The sequence below is a fragment of the Paraburkholderia sp. BL6665CI2N2 genome (assembly GCF_004366535.1).
Taxonomy (GTDB): Bacteria; Pseudomonadota; Gammaproteobacteria; order Burkholderiales; family Burkholderiaceae; genus Paraburkholderia.
This window is the reverse complement of record NZ_SORC01000001.1, coordinates 4,967,397-4,984,484: the sequence shown is the minus strand read 5'-3', so window position 1 is coordinate 4,984,484 and position 17,088 is coordinate 4,967,397. Positions and strand designations below refer to the sequence as shown.

Below are 17,088 nucleotides of genomic sequence, written 5' to 3'. Positions count from 1 at the left end.
CTGTCAACCCCCGGTGCACAACTTTTTCAAGAAGCCGTTACGTCCATCAGACGCGTCAATCCTTCGCGTAGATATCCGAGTCCTTGGTTTCCCGGACAAACAGCATGCCGATCACGAAGGTGACGAGCGCGATCACGATCGGATACCACAGCCCCGAAAAGATATTGCCCTTCGCCGCCACGATCGCAAAGGCGGTGGCCGGCAGGAAGCCGCCGAACCAGCCATTGCCGATGTGATACGGCAGCGACATCGACGTATAGCGGATGCGCGTCGGGAACATCTCCACCAGCATCGCCGCGATCGGGCCGTAGACCATCGTCACGTAGATCATCATGATCGTCAGAATCACCACGGTCATGGGCCAGTTGATCTGCGTGGGATCGGCCTTCGGCGCATAACCGGCGGTCTTCAGCGTCGTCGCGAGAGTCTTGTCGAACGCCTTGCCTTGATCCTTGGCGTCCGCGGCCTTGCCGTCATACGTGTTGACCACCGTATCGCCGACCTTGATCTCCGCCAGCGTGCCCGCCGGCGCGGCGACGTTCTCGTAGTTCAAACCGGCCTTCGAGAGCGCGCTCTTGGCGATGTCGCAGGAACTCGTGAACTTCGCGGTGCCGACCGGGTTGAACTGGAACGAGCACTCGTCCGGATTCGCGATCACGACGATCGGCGCTTTCGCGGTCGCGGCTTCCAGTGCCGGGTTGGTGTAATGCGCGAGCGCCTTGAACAGCGGGAAGTACGTGCACGCGGCGATCAGCAGGCCGGCCATGATGATCGGCTTGCGGCCGATACGATCCGACAGCGAGCCGAAGAACAGGAAGAACGGCGTGCCGATCAGGAGCGCGATCGCGATCATGATGTTGGCGCTGCTGCCATCCACTTTCAGCGTCTGCGTCAGGAAGAACAGCGTGTAGAACTGGCCCGTGTACCAGACCACGGCCTGGCCGGCGGTGAGGCCGATCAGCGCGAGAATCACGATCTTCAGGTTCTTCCACTGGCCGAAGGCTTCGGTCAGCGGCGCCTTGGAGGTCTTGCCTTCGGACTTGATGCGCTCGAACACCGGCGATTCGTGCAGTTGCAGACGAATCCACACCGACACCGCCAGCAGAAGGATCGAGACGATGAACGGAATGCGCCAGCCCCAGGCGCCGAACGCATCCTCACCCATTGCCGTACGCACGCCGAGAATCACCAGCAGCGACAGGAACAGGCCGAGCGTGGCGGTGGTTTGGATCCATGCCGTGTAGAAGCCGCGGCGTCCCGGCGGCGCATGTTCGGCCACGTAGGTGGCGGCGCCGCCATACTCGCCGCCGAGCGCGAGGCCTTGCAGCATCCGCATCGCGATGAAGATCACGGGCGATGCAAAGCCGATCGACGCGTAACCCGGCAGGAAGCCGACCAGGAACGTCGACAGGCCCATGATCACGATCGTCACGAGGAACGTGTACTTGCGCCCGACCATATCGCCGAGCCGGCCGAACACGATCGCGCCGAACGGCCGGACCGCGAAGCCGGCCGCGAAGCTGAGCAGCGTGAAGATGAAGGCGGCTGTCGGATTGACGCCGGAGAAGAAGCTCTTGCTGATGAAGGCCGCCAGCGAGCCGGCCAGATAGAAGTCGTACCACTCGAAAACCGTACCCAGCGACGATGCGAAGATCACCCGCTTCTCTTCGCGCGTCATCGGCACGTGCGAGATTTGCCCGCCAACGGTAGCCATATGTCGTCTCCAATATCGATATGCACGCGGTTCGCCGGTAACGGCGTTCCCGTGAAACCGATTATTGGAGTGGAAACTTACGGCGTACTGACGTGGCGGGGTGAATTTGCAGGCCTGGTCTGTGTTGTGGGTTTTCGCCCAACACGCGCCTATCTGGTGCCAAAGCGGGCCAATTTACACCCAACGTGTCTCAATATTGAGTCGGGGAATCGACGCATTCAGGTCGCGTTAGGGTAAGTCCCGGCCCGTTCGCGCACATGCAAACTGACGCGTACGAGCGTGCCGGCAAGCCGCGGCGAAGTTTGATAGACGTTGTCGTCGATCGTCAGCTCGCCGCCGTGCATGGTCGCGATCTCGCGGACGATCGCGAGTCCGAGGCCGCTGCCGTCGCCTTCGCGGCCGAGAATCCGGTAGAAGCGCTCGATCACCCGCGAACGCTCGGCGACCGGAATGCCGAGGCCGGTATCCTCGACTTCCAGATGCACGAGCCGCGCCGCCGCGTCGTCCCGCACTCTGACGGTGATGCGGCCGCCCGGCGGCGTATAGCGGATCGCGTTGTCGATCAGATTCGAAAGCATTTCGCGCAACATAACCGGATTGCCGTTCACTTCGACCGGTTCTTCAGGCGCTTCGTAGCCCAGATCCATCTGCTTGGCGAGCGCGGCCTGAACCCAGTCGCGCACTGCACTGCGCGCGACCTCCGTCACTTCGACCGGTGTGAAAATCTGACCCGACATGCGGTTCTCCGCGCGCGCCAGCGCCAGCAGTTGCGTGACGAGCCGCGCGGCGTGCTCCGAGCTGGTGGCGATCTGCTCAAGCGAGCGATGCACCTCCGCAGAGGCGTCCTGACGCAGCGCCAGCTCGGCCTGCGTGCGCAAGCCGGCAAGCGGGGTCTTCATCTGATGCGCGGCGTCGGCGATAAAGCGTTTTTGCAGCTCCATGTTCTGTTCGAGACGCGTCAGCAGATCGTTGAACGAGGTCACGAGCGGCTCGATTTCCGGCGGCGCGCGCCGCGCCTCGAGCGGCGACAGGTCGTCCGGGCGGCGCGCGCGGATATGCGCCTGTAGCGCGTGCAGCGGCGCGAGCCCGCGCGAGAGCCCGAACCACACCAGCAGGATCGCGAGCGGCAGAATCACGAACTGCGGCAAGATCACGCCTTTGATGATGTCGTTGGCGAGCTGGCTGCGTTTGTCGAGCGTTTCGGCGACCTGCACCAGCACGGGTTGCGCGCCGGGCGTCTGCGGAAACTCCACAGTCGTGTAGGCGACGCGGATATCGTTGCCGCGCAGCACATCGTCACGAAATTCGACGAGACCGGGCTGCGGGCGGTCTTCCTCGTGCGGCAGCGGCATGTCGCGCTCGCCGCCCACCAGTTCGCCGCGCGTGCCGAGCACCTGATAGAACACACTGTCGACATTGTCCGCGCGCAGAAAGTCGCGCGTGGAGTCGGGCAGCGTCAGTTCCGCCACGCCGTTCACCGGATGAATCTGGCGGGCCAGCACGTAGGCGTCCGTTTCCAGCGCGCGGTCGAACGGGCCGTTCGCGATCGACTTGGCGACCAGATAGGTGACCGCGAGACTCATTGGCCAAAGCAGTAGCAGCGGCGCCAGCATCCAGTCGAGAATCTCGCCGAACAGCGAGCGCGGGCGCGCCTCGGCGGCGGCTTCGGTTTCGTCGGGCGGGGCGAACGGGTTGGCGTAGCGCTCGTCGCGCGCCTCGTCGAGGTCCGCCGCGTGCGCCGTAGCGCGATCTGCGCGTGCGGACATGGGCGGCCTCTATTTGTAGTGATGGCTCGCCGGCATTGCGCCGGACGGCGGCGCGGCGGGCGGTTCGGGCTCGGCGGGTGCGGGCGTGGTCGTAGCGTTCGCGCTCGTGCTTGCGCTCGGCGCTGACGCGGCCTTCTCAAGACAGTAGCCCAGACCGCGCACGGTGATGATGCGCACGCCGCTCGGCTCGATTTTCTTGCGCAGGCGATGTACGTAGACCTCGATCGCGTTATTGCTGACTTCTTCGCCCCATTCGCATAGATGATCGACGAGTTGTTCCTTCGAAACCAGCCGGCCGATCCGCTGCAGCAGCACTTCGAGCAAACCCAGCTCGCGCGCCGACAGGTCGATCACCTGCTCGTTGACATAGGCGATCCGGCCGACCTGGTCGAACGACAGCGAGCCGTGCCGCACGACCGTCGGGCCGCCGCCGGCGCCGCGCCGCGTCAGGGCGCGCACGCGTGCTTCGAGTTCGTTCAGCGCGAAGGGCTTGGCCATGTAGTCGTCGGCGCCGAAGTCGAGGCCCTTGACGCGCTCGTCGACGCTGTCCGCGGCGGTCAGAATCAGCACCGGCAGGGTGGAATTGCGCGCGCGCAAGCGCCGCAACACCTCGAGGCCGGACATGCGCGGCAGGCCCAGATCGAGAATCAGCAGGTCGAAAGATTGCATCGACAGCGCGGTATCGGCCTCGACGCCGCTCTTTACGTGATCGACGGCATAGGCCGATTGGCGGAGTGATCGAACCAGACCGTCCGCGAGTATGCTGTCGTCTTCGGCAATCAGAATTCGCATGGTGCGCCAGCCTGGCCTTGCCGGCACCGCGGGGTGTCCCCCCGGCGCACAGCGGTCTCCGAAAATTATTGTGGGTAGTTGGGCAGCGCGACGGTAAAAATGCGCGTTCGCATGAGAATCGTGCTTGCCAAAACTACTGTTTTTTTATACAGTGTCTGGGTTTCGTGTGCTGTCCTTTCAAAGTGGGCTGCACATCCGCCTCAGACGCCGTTCATCATAGCAAAGGACGATTCATGGAAGAAAGCAAGAAAGGCTCGGCTGGACTGACGGCTGAAAAGAGCAAGGCACTCGCTGCCGCACTCGCACAGATCGAAAAGCAGTTCGGCAAAGGGTCGGTCATGCGGCTCGGCGCAGGTGAGGCGGTCGAAGATATCCAGGTGGTCTCAACCGGATCGCTCGGCCTCGACATCGCGTTGGGCGTCGGCGGTTTGCCGCGTGGCCGTGTGGTCGAAATTTATGGCCCGGAATCGTCCGGTAAAACCACGCTGACGTTGCAGGTCGTCGCCGAAATGCAGAAGCTCGGCGGCACGGCAGCGTTTATCGACGCGGAACACGCGCTGGACATCCAGTACGCGGGCAAGCTCGGCGTCAACGTGAACGAACTGCTGGTTTCGCAGCCGGACACCGGCGAACAGGCGCTCGAAATCGCCGACGCGCTGGTGCGCTCGGGTTCGATCGACATGATCGTGATCGACTCGGTCGCGGCGCTCGTGCCGAAGGCTGAAATCGAAGGCGAAATGGGCGACTCGCTGCCGGGTCTGCAAGCGCGTCTCATGTCGCAGGCGTTGCGTAAGCTCACCGGCACGATCAAGCGCACGAACTGCCTCGTGATCTTCATCAACCAGATCCGCATGAAGATCGGCGTGATGTTCGGCAATCCGGAAACCACCACGGGCGGTAACGCGTTGAAGTTCTACGCGTCGGTGCGTCTGGACATTCGCCGTATCGGTTCGATCAAGAAGAACGACGAAGTGATCGGCAACGAAACGCGCGTGAAAGTGGTGAAGAACAAGGTAGCGCCGCCGTTCCGCGAAGCGATTTTCGACATTCTGTACGGCGAGGGCATTTCACGTCAGGGCGAAATCATCGACCTGGGCGTGCAAGCCAAGATCGTCGACAAGGCCGGCGCGTGGTACAGCTACAGCGGCGAACGTATCGGTCAGGGCAAGGACAACGCGCGTGAATTCCTGCGCGAAAATCCGGATATCGCTCGTGAAATCGAAAATCGTATCCGCGAATCGCTGGGCGTGAATGCCATGGCTGAAGCCGTGACCGGCGCAGCCGCTGAAGTCGCGGACGAAGAAGAGTAACCATCACGTGATACGCAAGGGCCGGCCGTTGTCCGATTCCGGACGCCACGCGGACGGCCCGCGTGATGAAGACGACGAGTCGTTCGATCCATTCGAATCGTTCGACGCACACGACCGCGCTGCGGGCCGCAATCCGCAGCGCGCGCGGTTTGAATCCCCGCCGCCCGTAGGCTCGGATCCCTCCGAAACCACCTACACCCGTTCACGTCGCGTTCCAGGCGAAGCGAAACCCGGGCAAGACGAAGCCAAACAGTCCAAACGTCCGGCACGGTCTTTAAAAGGCCGCGCGCTCGGCTATCTATCCCGCCGCGAATACAGCCGCACCGAACTGGCGCGCAAGCTGAAGCCATTCGTCGAGGAAACCGATTCTCTCGACACCGTGCTCGACTCGCTGGAAGCCGGAAACTGGCTGTCCGACTCGCGCTTTGCCGAAAGCCTGATTCATCGCCGCTCGTCGCGATTGGGCGCGAGCCGGATCGTCGGCGAATTGAAGCAGCATTCGGTCGACCAAACGCTCGTCGAAGAGGCCAGCGCGCAATTGCGCGAAACCGAACTCGCCCGTGCCCATGCCGTCTGGCAAAAGAAGTTCGGCCGGCTTCCCGAAACGCCCGCCGAACGGGCGAAACAGCAGCGCTTTCTGGCATCGCGCGGATTTTCGGGCGCCACGATCGGCAAAATCCTCAAGGGAATGGACGAGGAGTGGAGCGGCGAGTAGTCGCGTCGTCCATCGTTCGCACGCAAAAGCCTTTGGGGTGGCACGTTCCGCTCCCAGCCGCGCACGGCACGGCCGTGCGCAATCGGACCTGTCCCAAATACCCAGTATGCTAAAATTCGTGGGTTTTCCAATCCGGCCTTTCCTCCCGCATGCCGCTCTCCCCGCCCGTGTCCCGTCAGTTGCGCCATCGTCGCGCAATCAGAGCGGAAGCCTATGAGCGAGCCGATGGCCTGTGGGATGTGGAAGCGTGCTTGACTGACCAAAAACCGCGCGACGTAGTGCTTGCGTCGGGCGTCCGGCCCAAGGGTCAGCCGATCCATGAACTCTGGCTTCGCATCACCATCGATCGCAAGCTCAATGTCGTCGACGCCGAGGCGTCGTCCGACTGGGTGCCCTATCCTGGTTTGTGCCAAGCCAGCAATCCCGCCTACCGTGCCCTCATCGGGCTCAATCTCCGTCAAAACTTCCGTCGCGAGTCTGCCCGTGTACTCGGTGGCACGGCGGGTTGCACGCATCTCACCGAGCTGTGCGCAATGCTGCCGACCGCCGCGATTCAGGCGTTCGCGGGTGAAGTGTGGAATACCGGTGACAGCGCGCCGGGCGCGAACGCAGGTTCAGGAGACGGATCGTCTAACAGCACAGGCGAGCATTCCAACGATAAACCGCCATTCCAGCTGGGACGCTGCCACGCGCTGCGTTTCGACGGCGAGGCGGTGCAGCAGTTTTATCCGCGCTGGTATGGCCGCGCTCCGTATACAGCGGATCGCGCGGCATCGTCAGGCGACGGGGCAGTCCGCCAGACAGGCGAGGGCGGCAACGCGTCCGGCATGAACGACGGCAGCGGAAACGAAGTTCAATCCAACTCTCAGACTGAAGGGAATCACGCATGAAGATTCACGAGTACCAGGGTAAGGAAATCCTGCGGAAATTCGGCGTCGCGGTACCGCGCGGCAAGCCGGTCTTCTCGGTGGATGATGCGGTCAAGGCCGCGGAAGAGCTCGGCGGCCCGGTATGGGTCGTGAAGGCTCAGATCCACGCGGGTGGCCGTGGCAAGGGCGGCGGCGTGAAGGTCGCCAAGTCGCTGGATCAGGTTCGCGAGTACTCGGAACAGATCCTCGGCATGCAGCTCGTCACGCACCAGACCGGTCCGGAAGGCCAGAAGGTGAATCGTCTGCTGATCGAAGAAGGCGCTGACATCAAGAAGGAACTGTATGTCGGCCTCGTGATCGATCGCGTGTCGCAGAAGATCGTCGTGATGGCATCGAGCGAAGGCGGCATGGACGTCGAAGAAGTCGCGGAAAAGACGCCTGAGCTGATCCACAAGATCGCCGTCGATCCGGCAACCGGCCTGAAAGACGCCGAAGCCGACGAACTGGCCACGAAGATCGGCGTGCCCGCTGCTTCGCTGCCGCAAGCGCGCGCGATCCTGCAAGGCCTGTACAAGGCATTCTGGGAAACCGACGCATCGCTGGCCGAAATCAACCCGCTGATCCTGACCGGCGACGGCAAGGTCATCGCGTTGGACGCCAAGTTCAACTTCGATTCGAACGCGCTGTTCCGTCACCCGGAAATCGTCGCGTATCGCGATCTGGACGAAGAAGATCCGGCTGAAGTCGAAGCCTCGAAGTTCGACCTCGCGTACATCTCGCTCGACGGCAACATCGGCTGCCTCGTGAACGGCGCCGGCCTTGCCATGGCAACGATGGACACCATCAAGCTGTTCGGCGGCGAACCGGCGAACTTCCTGGACGTGGGCGGTGGCGCCACGACCGAGAAGGTCACGGAAGCGTTCAAGATCATGCTGAAAAACCCGAACCTGACCGCGATTCTGGTCAACATTTTCGGCGGCATCATGCGCTGCGACGTGATCGCGGAAGGCGTGATCGCGGCGTCGAAGGCCGTCTCGCTGAAGGTGCCGCTCGTGGTCCGCATGAAGGGCACGAACGAAGACCTCGGCAAGAAGATGCTCGCTGAATCCGGTCTGCCGATCATCGCGGCGGACAGCATGGAAGAAGCGGCTCAGAAGGTCGTCGCGGCTGCTGCGGGCAAGGCGTAAGCCTTCCCTTAGCCGCTTTTTCCAGGGCTTTTGTCAGGGCTTTTGCCAGGATTAACCAGGATTACGAATGGCGACGTGCGCGCGCCGCGGGCGAGGAACATTCCGCCTCGCGGCGCCGCCGCACGACGCCAAACGAACAGAGGTCAATACATGTCGATTCTGATTAACAAAGACACCAAGGTCATCACGCAGGGCATCACCGGCAAGACCGGTCAGTTCCACACGCGTGCTTGCCGTGAATATGCAAACGGCCGCGAAGCGTACGTTGCGGGCGTGAACCCGAAGCGTGCCGGCGAAGACTTCGAAGGCATTCCTATCTACGCTAGCGTCGCTGAAGCCAAGGCTGAAACGGGCGCGACCGTGTCGGTGATTTACGTTCCGCCGGCAGGCGCCGCGGCTGCGATCTGGGAAGCGGTCGAAGCCGATCTGGATCTGGCGATCTGTATCACGGAAGGCATTCCCGTCCGTGACATGATCGAGCTGAAGGCTCGCATGCGTGCTGAAAACCGCAAGACGCTGCTGCTCGGCCCGAACTGCCCGGGCACGATTACGCCGGACGAACTGAAGATCGGCATCATGCCGGGTCACATCCACCGCAAGGGCCGCATCGGCGTCGTGTCGCGTTCGGGCACGCTGACGTACGAAGCAGTCGGCCAATTGACGGCGATCGGCCTCGGCCAGTCGTCGGCGGTCGGTATTGGCGGCGACCCGATCAACGGTCTGAAGCACATCGACGTGATGAAGATGTTCAACGACGATCCGGAAACGGACGCCGTCATCATGATCGGCGAGATCGGTGGTCCGGACGAAGCGAACGCTGCTGAGTGGATCAAGGACAACATGAAGAAGCCGGTGGTCGGCTTCATCGCCGGCGTCACGGCGCCTCCGGGCAAGCGCATGGGCCACGCCGGCGCGCTGATCTCGGGCGGTGCGGACACCGCTGAAGCGAAGCTGGAAATCATGGACGCCTGCGGCATCAAGGTCACGAAGAACCCGTCGGAAATGGCGCGTCTTCTGAAGGCAATGCTGTAAATCGAAATTCGCGCGCTGTCACGGCGCGTTTTTTGATACGCTTACGAAGTCCTTTCGTGAGCACGCGGTCCAAAAAGCGGGGGAGTGCAGACTCCTCCGCTTTTTTTATTGGCCGCTCGCCGCATTTCTTCTTATTCTTTCAATCATGCTCGAGTTCTTCGCCACGCTCCATTGGGGCGCTGTCATCCAGATCATCGTCATCGACATTCTGCTGGGTGGCGATAATGCCGTCGTGATCGCGCTGGCCTGCCGCAATTTGCCGCCGTCCCAACGCACGAAAGGCGTGCTGTGGGGTACGGCAGGCGCGATTGTGCTGCGCGTGGCGTTGATCGCGTTCGCGGTCGCCCTGCTCGATGTGCCCCTGCTGAAGTTCGCGGGCGGCCTGTTGCTGCTGTGGATCGGCGTGCGTCTGATGGCGCCGGCGCACGACCCGCATGAGAACATCAAGCCGGCCGACAAGCTGATGGCGGCGATCAAGACCATCATCGTCGCGGACGCGGTCATGAGCCTCGACAACGTGATCGCGATCGCGGGCGCTGCTGAGGCGGCCGATCCCGAGCACCGTCTGGCGTTGGTGATCTTCGGCCTGGTGGTGAGCATCCCGTTGATCGTGTGGGGCAGCCAGCTGGTTCTCAAACTGCTCGACCGCTTCCCGATCGTCATCACGCTCGGCGCCGGGTTGCTGGGCTGGATCGCGGGCGGGTTGATCATCAACGACCCGGCAGGCGATCGCTGGCCGATCCTCGATACGCCGTTGGCCGAAAACGGCATGAGCATCGCGGGGGCGTTGTTCGTCATCGTCCTTGGTTATCTGCTCAAGCGCCGCAACGCCCATCGCGCGGCGGCTTGAGACACGCTCCGGCGTCGGCATGAGGCGCACCACGCTGCAACGTTAGCCATTCGGCTGACTGTCTGATACGAGCGCCGCTGGCTACGATTGATACGCCTGTTCCCGATCCGTGGGGCAGGCGTTTTCGTTTCAGGAGCCTGCCGATGATCTTCACTTTGCCTTATTGCCCGTACTCCCAATCCTCGCTGGCCACGCGCTCACGATCTTGCCGGGCGGCCTGGTCCGCGCGGCTCGCGCGTGCCTGCCGACGCCTCGGTTTCGGTTTCACGCTGATCGAGCTGATGATCGTGCTGGCGATCGTCGGCGTGATCGCCGCCTATGCGATTCCCGCGTATCAGGACTATCTGGCTCGCAGCCGCGTCGGCGAGGGGCTGTCGCTGGCGGCGTCCGCGCGGCTGGCGGTGGCTGAAAACGCCGCGAGCGGCAACACGTTCAGCGGTGGGTATGCGTCGCCGCCCGCCACCCGCAACGTCGAATCGATTCGGGTCGACGACGACACCGGCCAGATCACCGTCGCCTTCACGACGCGCGTCGCAGCCGTTGGTTCGAACACGCTCACGCTCGTGCCGTCGGTGCCTGACAATGCGGATGCGCCGACTGCGCGCATCGCGTTGAGCAAGGGCGGAGTGCAGGCGGGCGCGCTGACGTGGGAATGCTTCGCGGGCGGCAAAGCGGCGTCCTCGCTGCCGGCGCCGGGCGCGGGCCCGGCACCCACCGATGCGCCCACGTTGCCGTCGAATCTCGCCCCGCCTGAGTGCCGTTCATGAACGTATGCGACATGAGCGCGCGATAAGCGGGAGAGCGGCGCGGCATCGCAGTCGTCCGCACGTAAAAGGCTGATTTGTGGGATATTTCAGCCGGGCCGGCGCACAGCAGGAGGATTTTTTTGTATAGTGCGCCGGTTGCTGACGCCCACCGGTTCCTCGATGCCCACCCCTTTCGCGCGCTATCTGTCTTTCATTTTGTTGTCTCTCGCGTTGGTGCTGCCTTATGCAGTTGTCAACCATACGTATCCGATTCCGACCTTTTACGCTGAATTCACCGCACTCGCCCTGTATCTGCTGACCGGGGCGGGTGTCGTGCTGATGGTGGCGAGCGCCAAGCCGCGTGTGACGTTCGCGTCGCCGGTGGTCGCGCTGGTGCCGTTGCTGTTCGGGCTGTTGCTGGTGGCGCAGTCGGTAGTGTTGCCGGTTTCGCAACCTTCCATGAACTGGCTCGGCGGCGGCTATTTGCTGGCGGCCTTCATGGCGACGCACGCGGGTTATGGCTTCACGCGCGCCAAGCTCAACGAGACCGCGTTGCGCTGGGCGGCTGGGGCGTTGATCGTCGGCGGACTGTTTGCGGTGTTTTGCCAGATCATCCAGTTGTTTCACCTCGAAGTGCGCGTGTCGCCGCTCGTGGTCGCGTATAACGTGACCGTCGAGCGCCGGCCGTTCGGCAACATGGCTCAGGCCAACCACCTCGCCACCTACATCGCGTTTGCGATGGCGGGGGCGCTGTTCCTCGTGCAAACGCGGCGGATCGCCGTGAGCATCTGGTTCCTCGTGTCGACGATTTTCGCGGTGGGCCTCGCGCTGACCGTGTCGCGCGGGCCGTGGCTGCAGATGGGTGTGATCGTGGTGGCCGGTTTCTGGATGGCGTTCGCGCAGATGCGCGATCAGTCGCAGGTACGCCGCGGCAATCGCGAATGGATCATTCCGATCGCTCTCGCCGTGCTGTTTTTTCGTGATCAACGCGCTGGTCCGCTGGGCCAACGTTCACTATCACCTGGAGCTCGGGCAGTCCGCGGCGGAACGTTTTCAGGATGCCGGCCAGATCGCGCCGCGCCTCGCGCTGTGGAAATACGGCTGGACGATGTTCAAGACGCATCCGCTGCTGGGCGTCGGTTGGGGCGAATTTCCGAGCTACCAGTACGAGTTTGCGAAGTCGCTCGGCGGCGTCGAGATCGCCAATAATTCGCACGACATCTTTATCGACCTGCTAGCGAAGACAGGTTTGATCGGCCTCGCGATTGTGCTGTTCGGTCTGATTACGTGGCTCGTGCGCGTGGTGCGCGCACCGCAAAGTTCAGCGCGCGTATTCGGCATTGCGCTGATCGGCGTGCTGGTCATGCACGCGCTGGTCGAATATCCGCAGCAATATATGTTCTTCCTCTTGCCGGCGATGTTCGTGTTCGGCCTGCTGGAAACGCGGCCGCTGCGGCTCGTGCCCGCACGGCTGTCGTTCGGCGTCTTTGCGGTGGTCGTGTTCGGCGGGCTGGCCGCGCTGTATCCGGTGTATCGCGACTATGCGCGCGCCGAGGTGCTGTACTACGGCCAGCGTCCCGCCGAGCAATATCGTGCGGACCCGTCGTTCCTGTTCCAGGCGTGGGGCGAATATGGTCTGGCGACGCTTTTGCCGATGAATTCGACGGATCTGCCACAGAAGCTCGCCATGCACAAACAGGCGATGGCGCTGCTGCCGGGCGAAACCGTGTTGCGTCGCTATGCGGTGTTGCAGGCGTTGAGCGGCGATCAGGCCGGGGCACTCGATACCGTCGAACGACTGAAGATTTTCGCCACGGAACTGAAGGACTGGCCGTCGCAACTGAGCTACGTGTACGAGCTTTGCGACGAGCAGAAAACGCTGGCCGGTTTCAAGGCGGAACTGGTCAAGCGCTACGGCATGCCGCCGGGCGACGTCAACGAGGACGACAACAGCGACGAGGAGTGAGGCGCTGCGTTCGCTTCAATGCTTCAAGGATTCAAGGGTGGGTTGATGACGCAGCCGGTCGTCAACTCGCCACCCAGTCCCCCGACTTTCCGCCGTGCTTTTCCAGCACGCGCACATCGGTGATCGTCATTCCGCGATCCACCGCTTTGCACATGTCGTACACGGTCAATAATCCGACCTGTACGGCAGTCAGCGCTTCCATCTCCACGCCCGTTCGGCCCAGCGTTTCAACCTGAACCGTGCAATGCACGCCTGGCAGCGTGTCATCGAGCTCGAAATCCACCTTGACGCGCGTCAGCGCAAGCGGATGACACAGCGGAATCAGATCGGCAGTGCGCTTCGAGCCTTGAATCGCGGCAATCCGCGCGATGCCGATCACGTCGCCCTTCTTGGCGTTGCCGTCGCGAATCAGCGCGAAGGTTTCCGGCAGCATGCGAATCGAGCCGCGCGCAACGGCGATGCGCCTGGTCTCCTGCTTGCCGCCGACGTCCACCATATGCGCCTGGCCGGCTGCGTCGAAATGAGTGAGTTCAGGCATGGTTGGGCTCCTTCAGAGGGCGCCTATCATAGCAGCGCGGCATGGGCGGATTACAATTGCCCATGCCCGCTATCTTAGTCCGAGCGGCGGGCGTCGCTTTCGACTTCGTCAACTCGAGCTCGCGATGCGTCCCAAACGGTTCCTCGCTGCGTTGCTGTCTGTCGCGCTGGCCGCACCGCCCGGCGTGTTCGCGCAATCGCCCGGCGGGTCGAGCATCGCGCTCAACACCTTGCCCGCCGAGCCACCGCTGGTCAGCGGCCCGGCCGATGCCTACGCCGATCCGCTCGTTCCGTCCGATATCGCGCAAGGCGTGTTCGGTGTGTACGGCGGCGCGCAGAGCCGCTTCTCGGGCAATACGGGTGTGAACACCAACCGGCGCACACCGGTCGTTACGCAACAACTCCCCGATCTCGGCAACGGCGGTTCCGGCTCGCTCACGCCACAGGCCGAGCGCAAGCTCGGCGAGCGCGTGATGCGCGAAGTGCGCCGCGACCCCGACTATCTCGACGACTGGCTGGTGCGCGACTATCTGAACTCGGTTGCCGCGAAACTGGCCGCGGCGGCGAGCGCGCTCTATATCGGCGGATATCGGCCGGACTTCGATCTGTTCGCGGTGCGCGACCCGCAGATCAACGCCTTCTCGCTGCCGGGCGGTTTTATCGGCGTGAACACCGGCCTGATCGTGGCCACGCAGACCGAGTCCGAGTTGGCATCGGTGCTGGGTCACGAAATGGGACACGTCTTGCAGCGGCACATCTCGCGCATGATCACGACCGGCGAACGCAGCGGCTACGCGGCGCTCGCGGGCCTGTTGTTCGGTGTGCTGGCCGGCGTGCTCGCGCATAGCGGCGACCTCGGCAGCGCGATTGCGATCGGCGGCCAGGCGTATGCGGTCGACAACCAGTTGCGCTTCTCGCGGTCCGCCGAGCACGAGGCGGACCGCGTCGGCTTTCTGCTGCTCGCCGGCGCCGGTTACGATCCCTACGCGATGACGACCTTCTTCGGTCGCCTCGATCGTGCCGCGATGAGCGATACCGGCATTCCGGCGTACGCACGCACCCATCCGCTGACCGGCGAACGGATTGCCGACATGGAGGACCGTGCGCGCCGCGCGCCTTACCGGCAACCGCATCAATCGGCCGAATATGGTTTCGTGCGGGCCCGCTCTCGTCTGCTGCAAGACCGCTCGCGCAGCGAATACGGCGACGAGATTTCGCGCTTGCGCTCCGAAATCGAGGACCGCACGGCGGTCAACGTCGCGGCGAACTGGTACGGCATCGCGTACGGGCAGATGCTGCTCGAACGTTACGACGACGCGGCGGCGTCGCTGGCGTCGTCCCGCGCCGCGTTCGCGACGGGTGAGCAGGCCGAGGGCGGCACGGCACGCAGTTCGCCGAGTCTCGACGTGTTGGCCGCCGACATCGCGCGGCGCGCCGGCCGCGACGACGAAGCCGCGCGTCTGGCCGAGCTGGCGCAGAAGCGCTGGCCGCAGTCGAATGCCGCCATCGACATGCATATCCGCACCTTGCTGACCTTGCACCGTTTTGCCGATGCTCAGGCGCTTGCGCGAAAAGAAACCCGTGCCCAGCCCGATCAGCCGGCCTGGTGGCTGTATCTTGCCCAGGCTAGCGCGGGCACGGGCGACGCATTGACCCAGCATCGTGCGATGGCTGAAAAGTTCGCGCTCGAGGGAGCCTGGCCTTCAGCGATCCGTCAATTGAAGGACGCGCGCGATCTGAAGACGATCGGCTACTACGACCTCGCGACCGTCGACGCGAGGCTGCATGAGATGGAAAGCCGCTATCAGGAGGAGCGGCTGGACGAAAAGAGTTAAGCGTCGCCTGATTGCCAGCACCTGGCTGGGTTCAACGCGCTGGCCTCGTCGAAGCACAGCGCCGCGCGTAGGCTAAGGTTCAAGCGCCCGCAGCCGCTGGACTTGGCACAAACCCAAATCGCGCCGCAACGTCGCTTCGCCGCACAGCCTGCAGCGGCAGCATAACCTGATTGTTCCAGCGAAACTCACCGCTCATCGAATCGTCCGCCAGCGTCGCGTGATCGGAGAACATTTCCAGATCGTGGTCGTGCAGGACGGCGACTCTGGGCGGCGTCGCGCCGTCGGTAAAGAGAATGCCGCCTTCTTCATCGACGAACACGGCTGCGGGCTCGAATGGGCCGCCCGCCTGGTCTTGCAAGGCGAGCACCGCGGCGCCGGCCTCCGTATTGGCCGACAGCCTCACCACCCACGGCGTATAGCCCAACTCGACATACACGCGCTGCGGACCGTTCTGGAAATACCATTGCCCGCGCTCGTCAGCGTCGTAATTCCGGTTGATGAACGCGAGCAACGCTTCATGGCGGATCGGCGTGCCCGGCGAACCACTCGACTGCGCGGCCTCGTCACGCATGCGCCAGTTGCCGCGCCTGTCCAGCATCAGCCACCCTGTGCAGCTCGGTACATTCGGCCATTTGGCCAAGGCCTGCTTGACGATGTCATCCATGATCGACGTGTTGCTCCAGATAGCCGAGCACGCGCCGCGACAGCCAGTCGATGCGGCCCGGAAACGGCCCGGTCATAAAACCGGCGTGGCCGCCGTGCCTGGGTTGGTCGAGTTCCACCGCCGCCGAGACTTCATGCCGTGACGGCAATGCCGCAGCCGGCAGGAACGGGTCGTTGCGCGCGTTCAGCACCAGCGTCGGCACCTGAATGTGCGGCAGCAGCGGACGCGTGGTCGCCGTGCTCCAGTAGTCGTCGGTATCGCGAAAGCCGTGCAGCGGCGCGGTCACCACGTTGTCGAACTCGTACATGGTGCGGCTCGCCAGCATCGCGTCACGGTCGAACAGGCCGGGAAACTGAACCAGCTTCTGCTCGGCCTTCTGCTTGAGCGTCTTCAGGAAACTGCGCGTGTAGACAAGGCCGAAGCCCTGCGACAACGCGCGGCCGCCGGCATGCACGTCGATGGGTGTCGAGATCGCCGCGGCGGCCGAGATCACCGAGGCCGCGTCTTCGCGCCGCTCGCCCAGCCAGCGCAGCAGCACATTGCCACCGAGCGACACGCCGGCCGCCACGATCGGCCCGCGATGCGCGGCGCGCAGGCGGCGCAGCACCCAGTCGACTTCGTTGCTGTCGGCGAGATGATAGAAGCGCGGCATGCGGTTCAACGCTCCGCTGCAACTGCGAAAGTGCGGCACTACGCCATGCCAGCCGTATTCGCGCGCGGCCGCCATCAACGAAGCGGCGTAGTGCGAGCCCGAGCTGCCTTCGAGGCCGTGAAACAGCACGAAGAGCGGGGCGGTCTCGGCGGGAATGCGAGGTGCGGCGTCGGCGTGGCCCGCATGTTGGACCCGGTCGAGATCAATGAAATCGCCGTCTGGCGTGTCCCAGCGCTCGCGCCGAAACGAGACGGCGGGGCGGCGCGCGAACAGCGACGGGACGATGGTCTGCACATGCCGGTTCGGCAGCCAGAGCGGTGCACGGTAGAGCAACTCGACGGCCGCTTCGACCGTCGACTCGACGGCGGCCGCGGCGCGTGCCGCGCCGGAAGAAGCGGATTGATCGTGCGTCGTGCCCAAAATGGACTTCCTGCGGGGCGTGCTCATGCCTGC

General features: G+C 63.6%; 14 protein-coding genes and 1 pseudogene. 9 read left to right on the top strand and 6 right to left on the bottom strand.

Going from position 1 to position 17,088, the window contains the following annotated elements:
* Positions 1–55 precede the first annotated feature (55 nt).
* From B0G81_RS22250 to B0G81_RS22240, 3 genes are all read right to left on the bottom strand, one after another.
* Entirely contained in the window at positions 56–1,714 is a 1,659-nt protein-coding gene (locus B0G81_RS22250) for an MFS transporter (RefSeq protein WP_134138361.1), read from the bottom strand.
* 218 nt (positions 1,715–1,932) lie between these two features.
* A complete protein-coding gene (locus B0G81_RS22245) occupies positions 1,933–3,480 on the bottom strand; it encodes a sensor histidine kinase (protein WP_134138360.1) in 1,548 nt (515 codons plus the stop codon).
* Positions 3,481–3,489: 9 nt separating this feature from the next.
* Complete coding sequence (locus tag B0G81_RS22240; protein WP_121307208.1) at positions 3,490–4,272, bottom strand: response regulator transcription factor; 783 nt, start codon at positions 4,270–4,272, stop codon at positions 3,490–3,492.
* Between the two features lie 233 nt (positions 4,273–4,505).
* Between B0G81_RS22240 and recA the strand changes: the two genes are divergently transcribed.
* From recA to B0G81_RS22200, 8 genes and pseudogenes are all read left to right on the top strand, one after another.
* The gene (gene recA / locus B0G81_RS22235; protein WP_012434255.1) at positions 4,506–5,582 is read left to right on the top strand and encodes a recombinase RecA; all 1,077 of its coding nucleotides are present in this window, start codon (positions 4,506–4,508) and stop codon (positions 5,580–5,582) included.
* Positions 5,583–5,589: 7 nt separating this feature from the next.
* Positions 5,590–6,297, top strand: coding sequence for a recombination regulator RecX (gene recX, locus B0G81_RS22230; protein ID WP_134138359.1), 708 nt, complete (start codon positions 5,590–5,592; stop codon positions 6,295–6,297).
* Positions 6,298–6,446: 149 nt separating this feature from the next.
* Complete coding sequence (locus B0G81_RS22225; protein ID WP_134138358.1) at positions 6,447–7,187, top strand: DUF2889 domain-containing protein; 741 nt, start codon at positions 6,447–6,449, stop codon at positions 7,185–7,187.
* Entirely contained in the window at positions 7,184–8,353 is a 1,170-nt protein-coding gene (sucC, locus tag B0G81_RS22220; RefSeq protein ID WP_012434252.1) for an ADP-forming succinate--CoA ligase subunit beta, read from the top strand. Before B0G81_RS22225 ends, sucC begins: the two co-directional genes overlap by 4 nt.
* A gap of 150 nt (positions 8,354–8,503) precedes the next feature.
* A complete protein-coding gene (sucD, locus tag B0G81_RS22215) occupies positions 8,504–9,385 on the top strand; it encodes a succinate--CoA ligase subunit alpha (protein ID WP_091799342.1) in 882 nt (293 codons plus the stop codon).
* 145 nt (positions 9,386–9,530) lie between these two features.
* Positions 9,531–10,235: a TerC family protein gene (locus tag B0G81_RS22210; RefSeq protein ID WP_134138357.1), complete on the top strand. Its 705-nt coding sequence runs from the start codon at positions 9,531–9,533 to the stop codon at positions 10,233–10,235.
* A 143-nt stretch (positions 10,236–10,378) separates the two neighbouring features.
* Positions 10,379–11,002 (top strand): pilin, encoded by a 624-nt coding sequence (locus B0G81_RS22205; RefSeq protein WP_134138356.1) that lies wholly within the window; start codon positions 10,379–10,381, stop codon positions 11,000–11,002.
* A gap of 159 nt (positions 11,003–11,161) precedes the next feature.
* Positions 11,162–12,947, top strand: a pseudogene (locus tag B0G81_RS22200) (Wzy polymerase domain-containing protein).
* Between the two features lie 61 nt (positions 12,948–13,008).
* Here the strand turns inward: B0G81_RS22200 and moaC are convergent.
* Positions 13,009–13,485 carry a cyclic pyranopterin monophosphate synthase MoaC gene (gene moaC / locus B0G81_RS22195; RefSeq protein WP_116139234.1) on the bottom strand — a complete coding sequence of 159 codons (477 nt, stop codon included), beginning with the start codon at positions 13,483–13,485 and terminating at the stop codon, positions 13,009–13,011.
* Between the two features lie 124 nt (positions 13,486–13,609).
* On the opposite strand from moaC, the gene B0G81_RS22190 reads away from it, so the two are divergent.
* A complete protein-coding gene (locus B0G81_RS22190; RefSeq protein WP_134138355.1) occupies positions 13,610–15,319 on the top strand; it encodes a M48 family metalloprotease in 1,710 nt (569 codons plus the stop codon).
* A 79-nt stretch (positions 15,320–15,398) separates the two neighbouring features.
* Here B0G81_RS22190 and B0G81_RS22185 read toward each other — a convergent pair whose 3' ends face one another.
* Positions 15,399–15,983, bottom strand: a complete 585-nt coding sequence (locus B0G81_RS22185) for a DUF2946 family protein (protein WP_134138354.1) — start codon at positions 15,981–15,983, stop codon at positions 15,399–15,401.
* Complete coding sequence (locus B0G81_RS22180; protein ID WP_134138353.1) at positions 15,976–17,082, bottom strand: alpha/beta fold hydrolase; 1,107 nt, start codon at positions 17,080–17,082, stop codon at positions 15,976–15,978. The genes B0G81_RS22185 and B0G81_RS22180 overlap by 8 nt, the downstream gene beginning before the upstream one ends.
* Between the last annotated feature and the right edge of the window lie 6 nt (positions 17,083–17,088).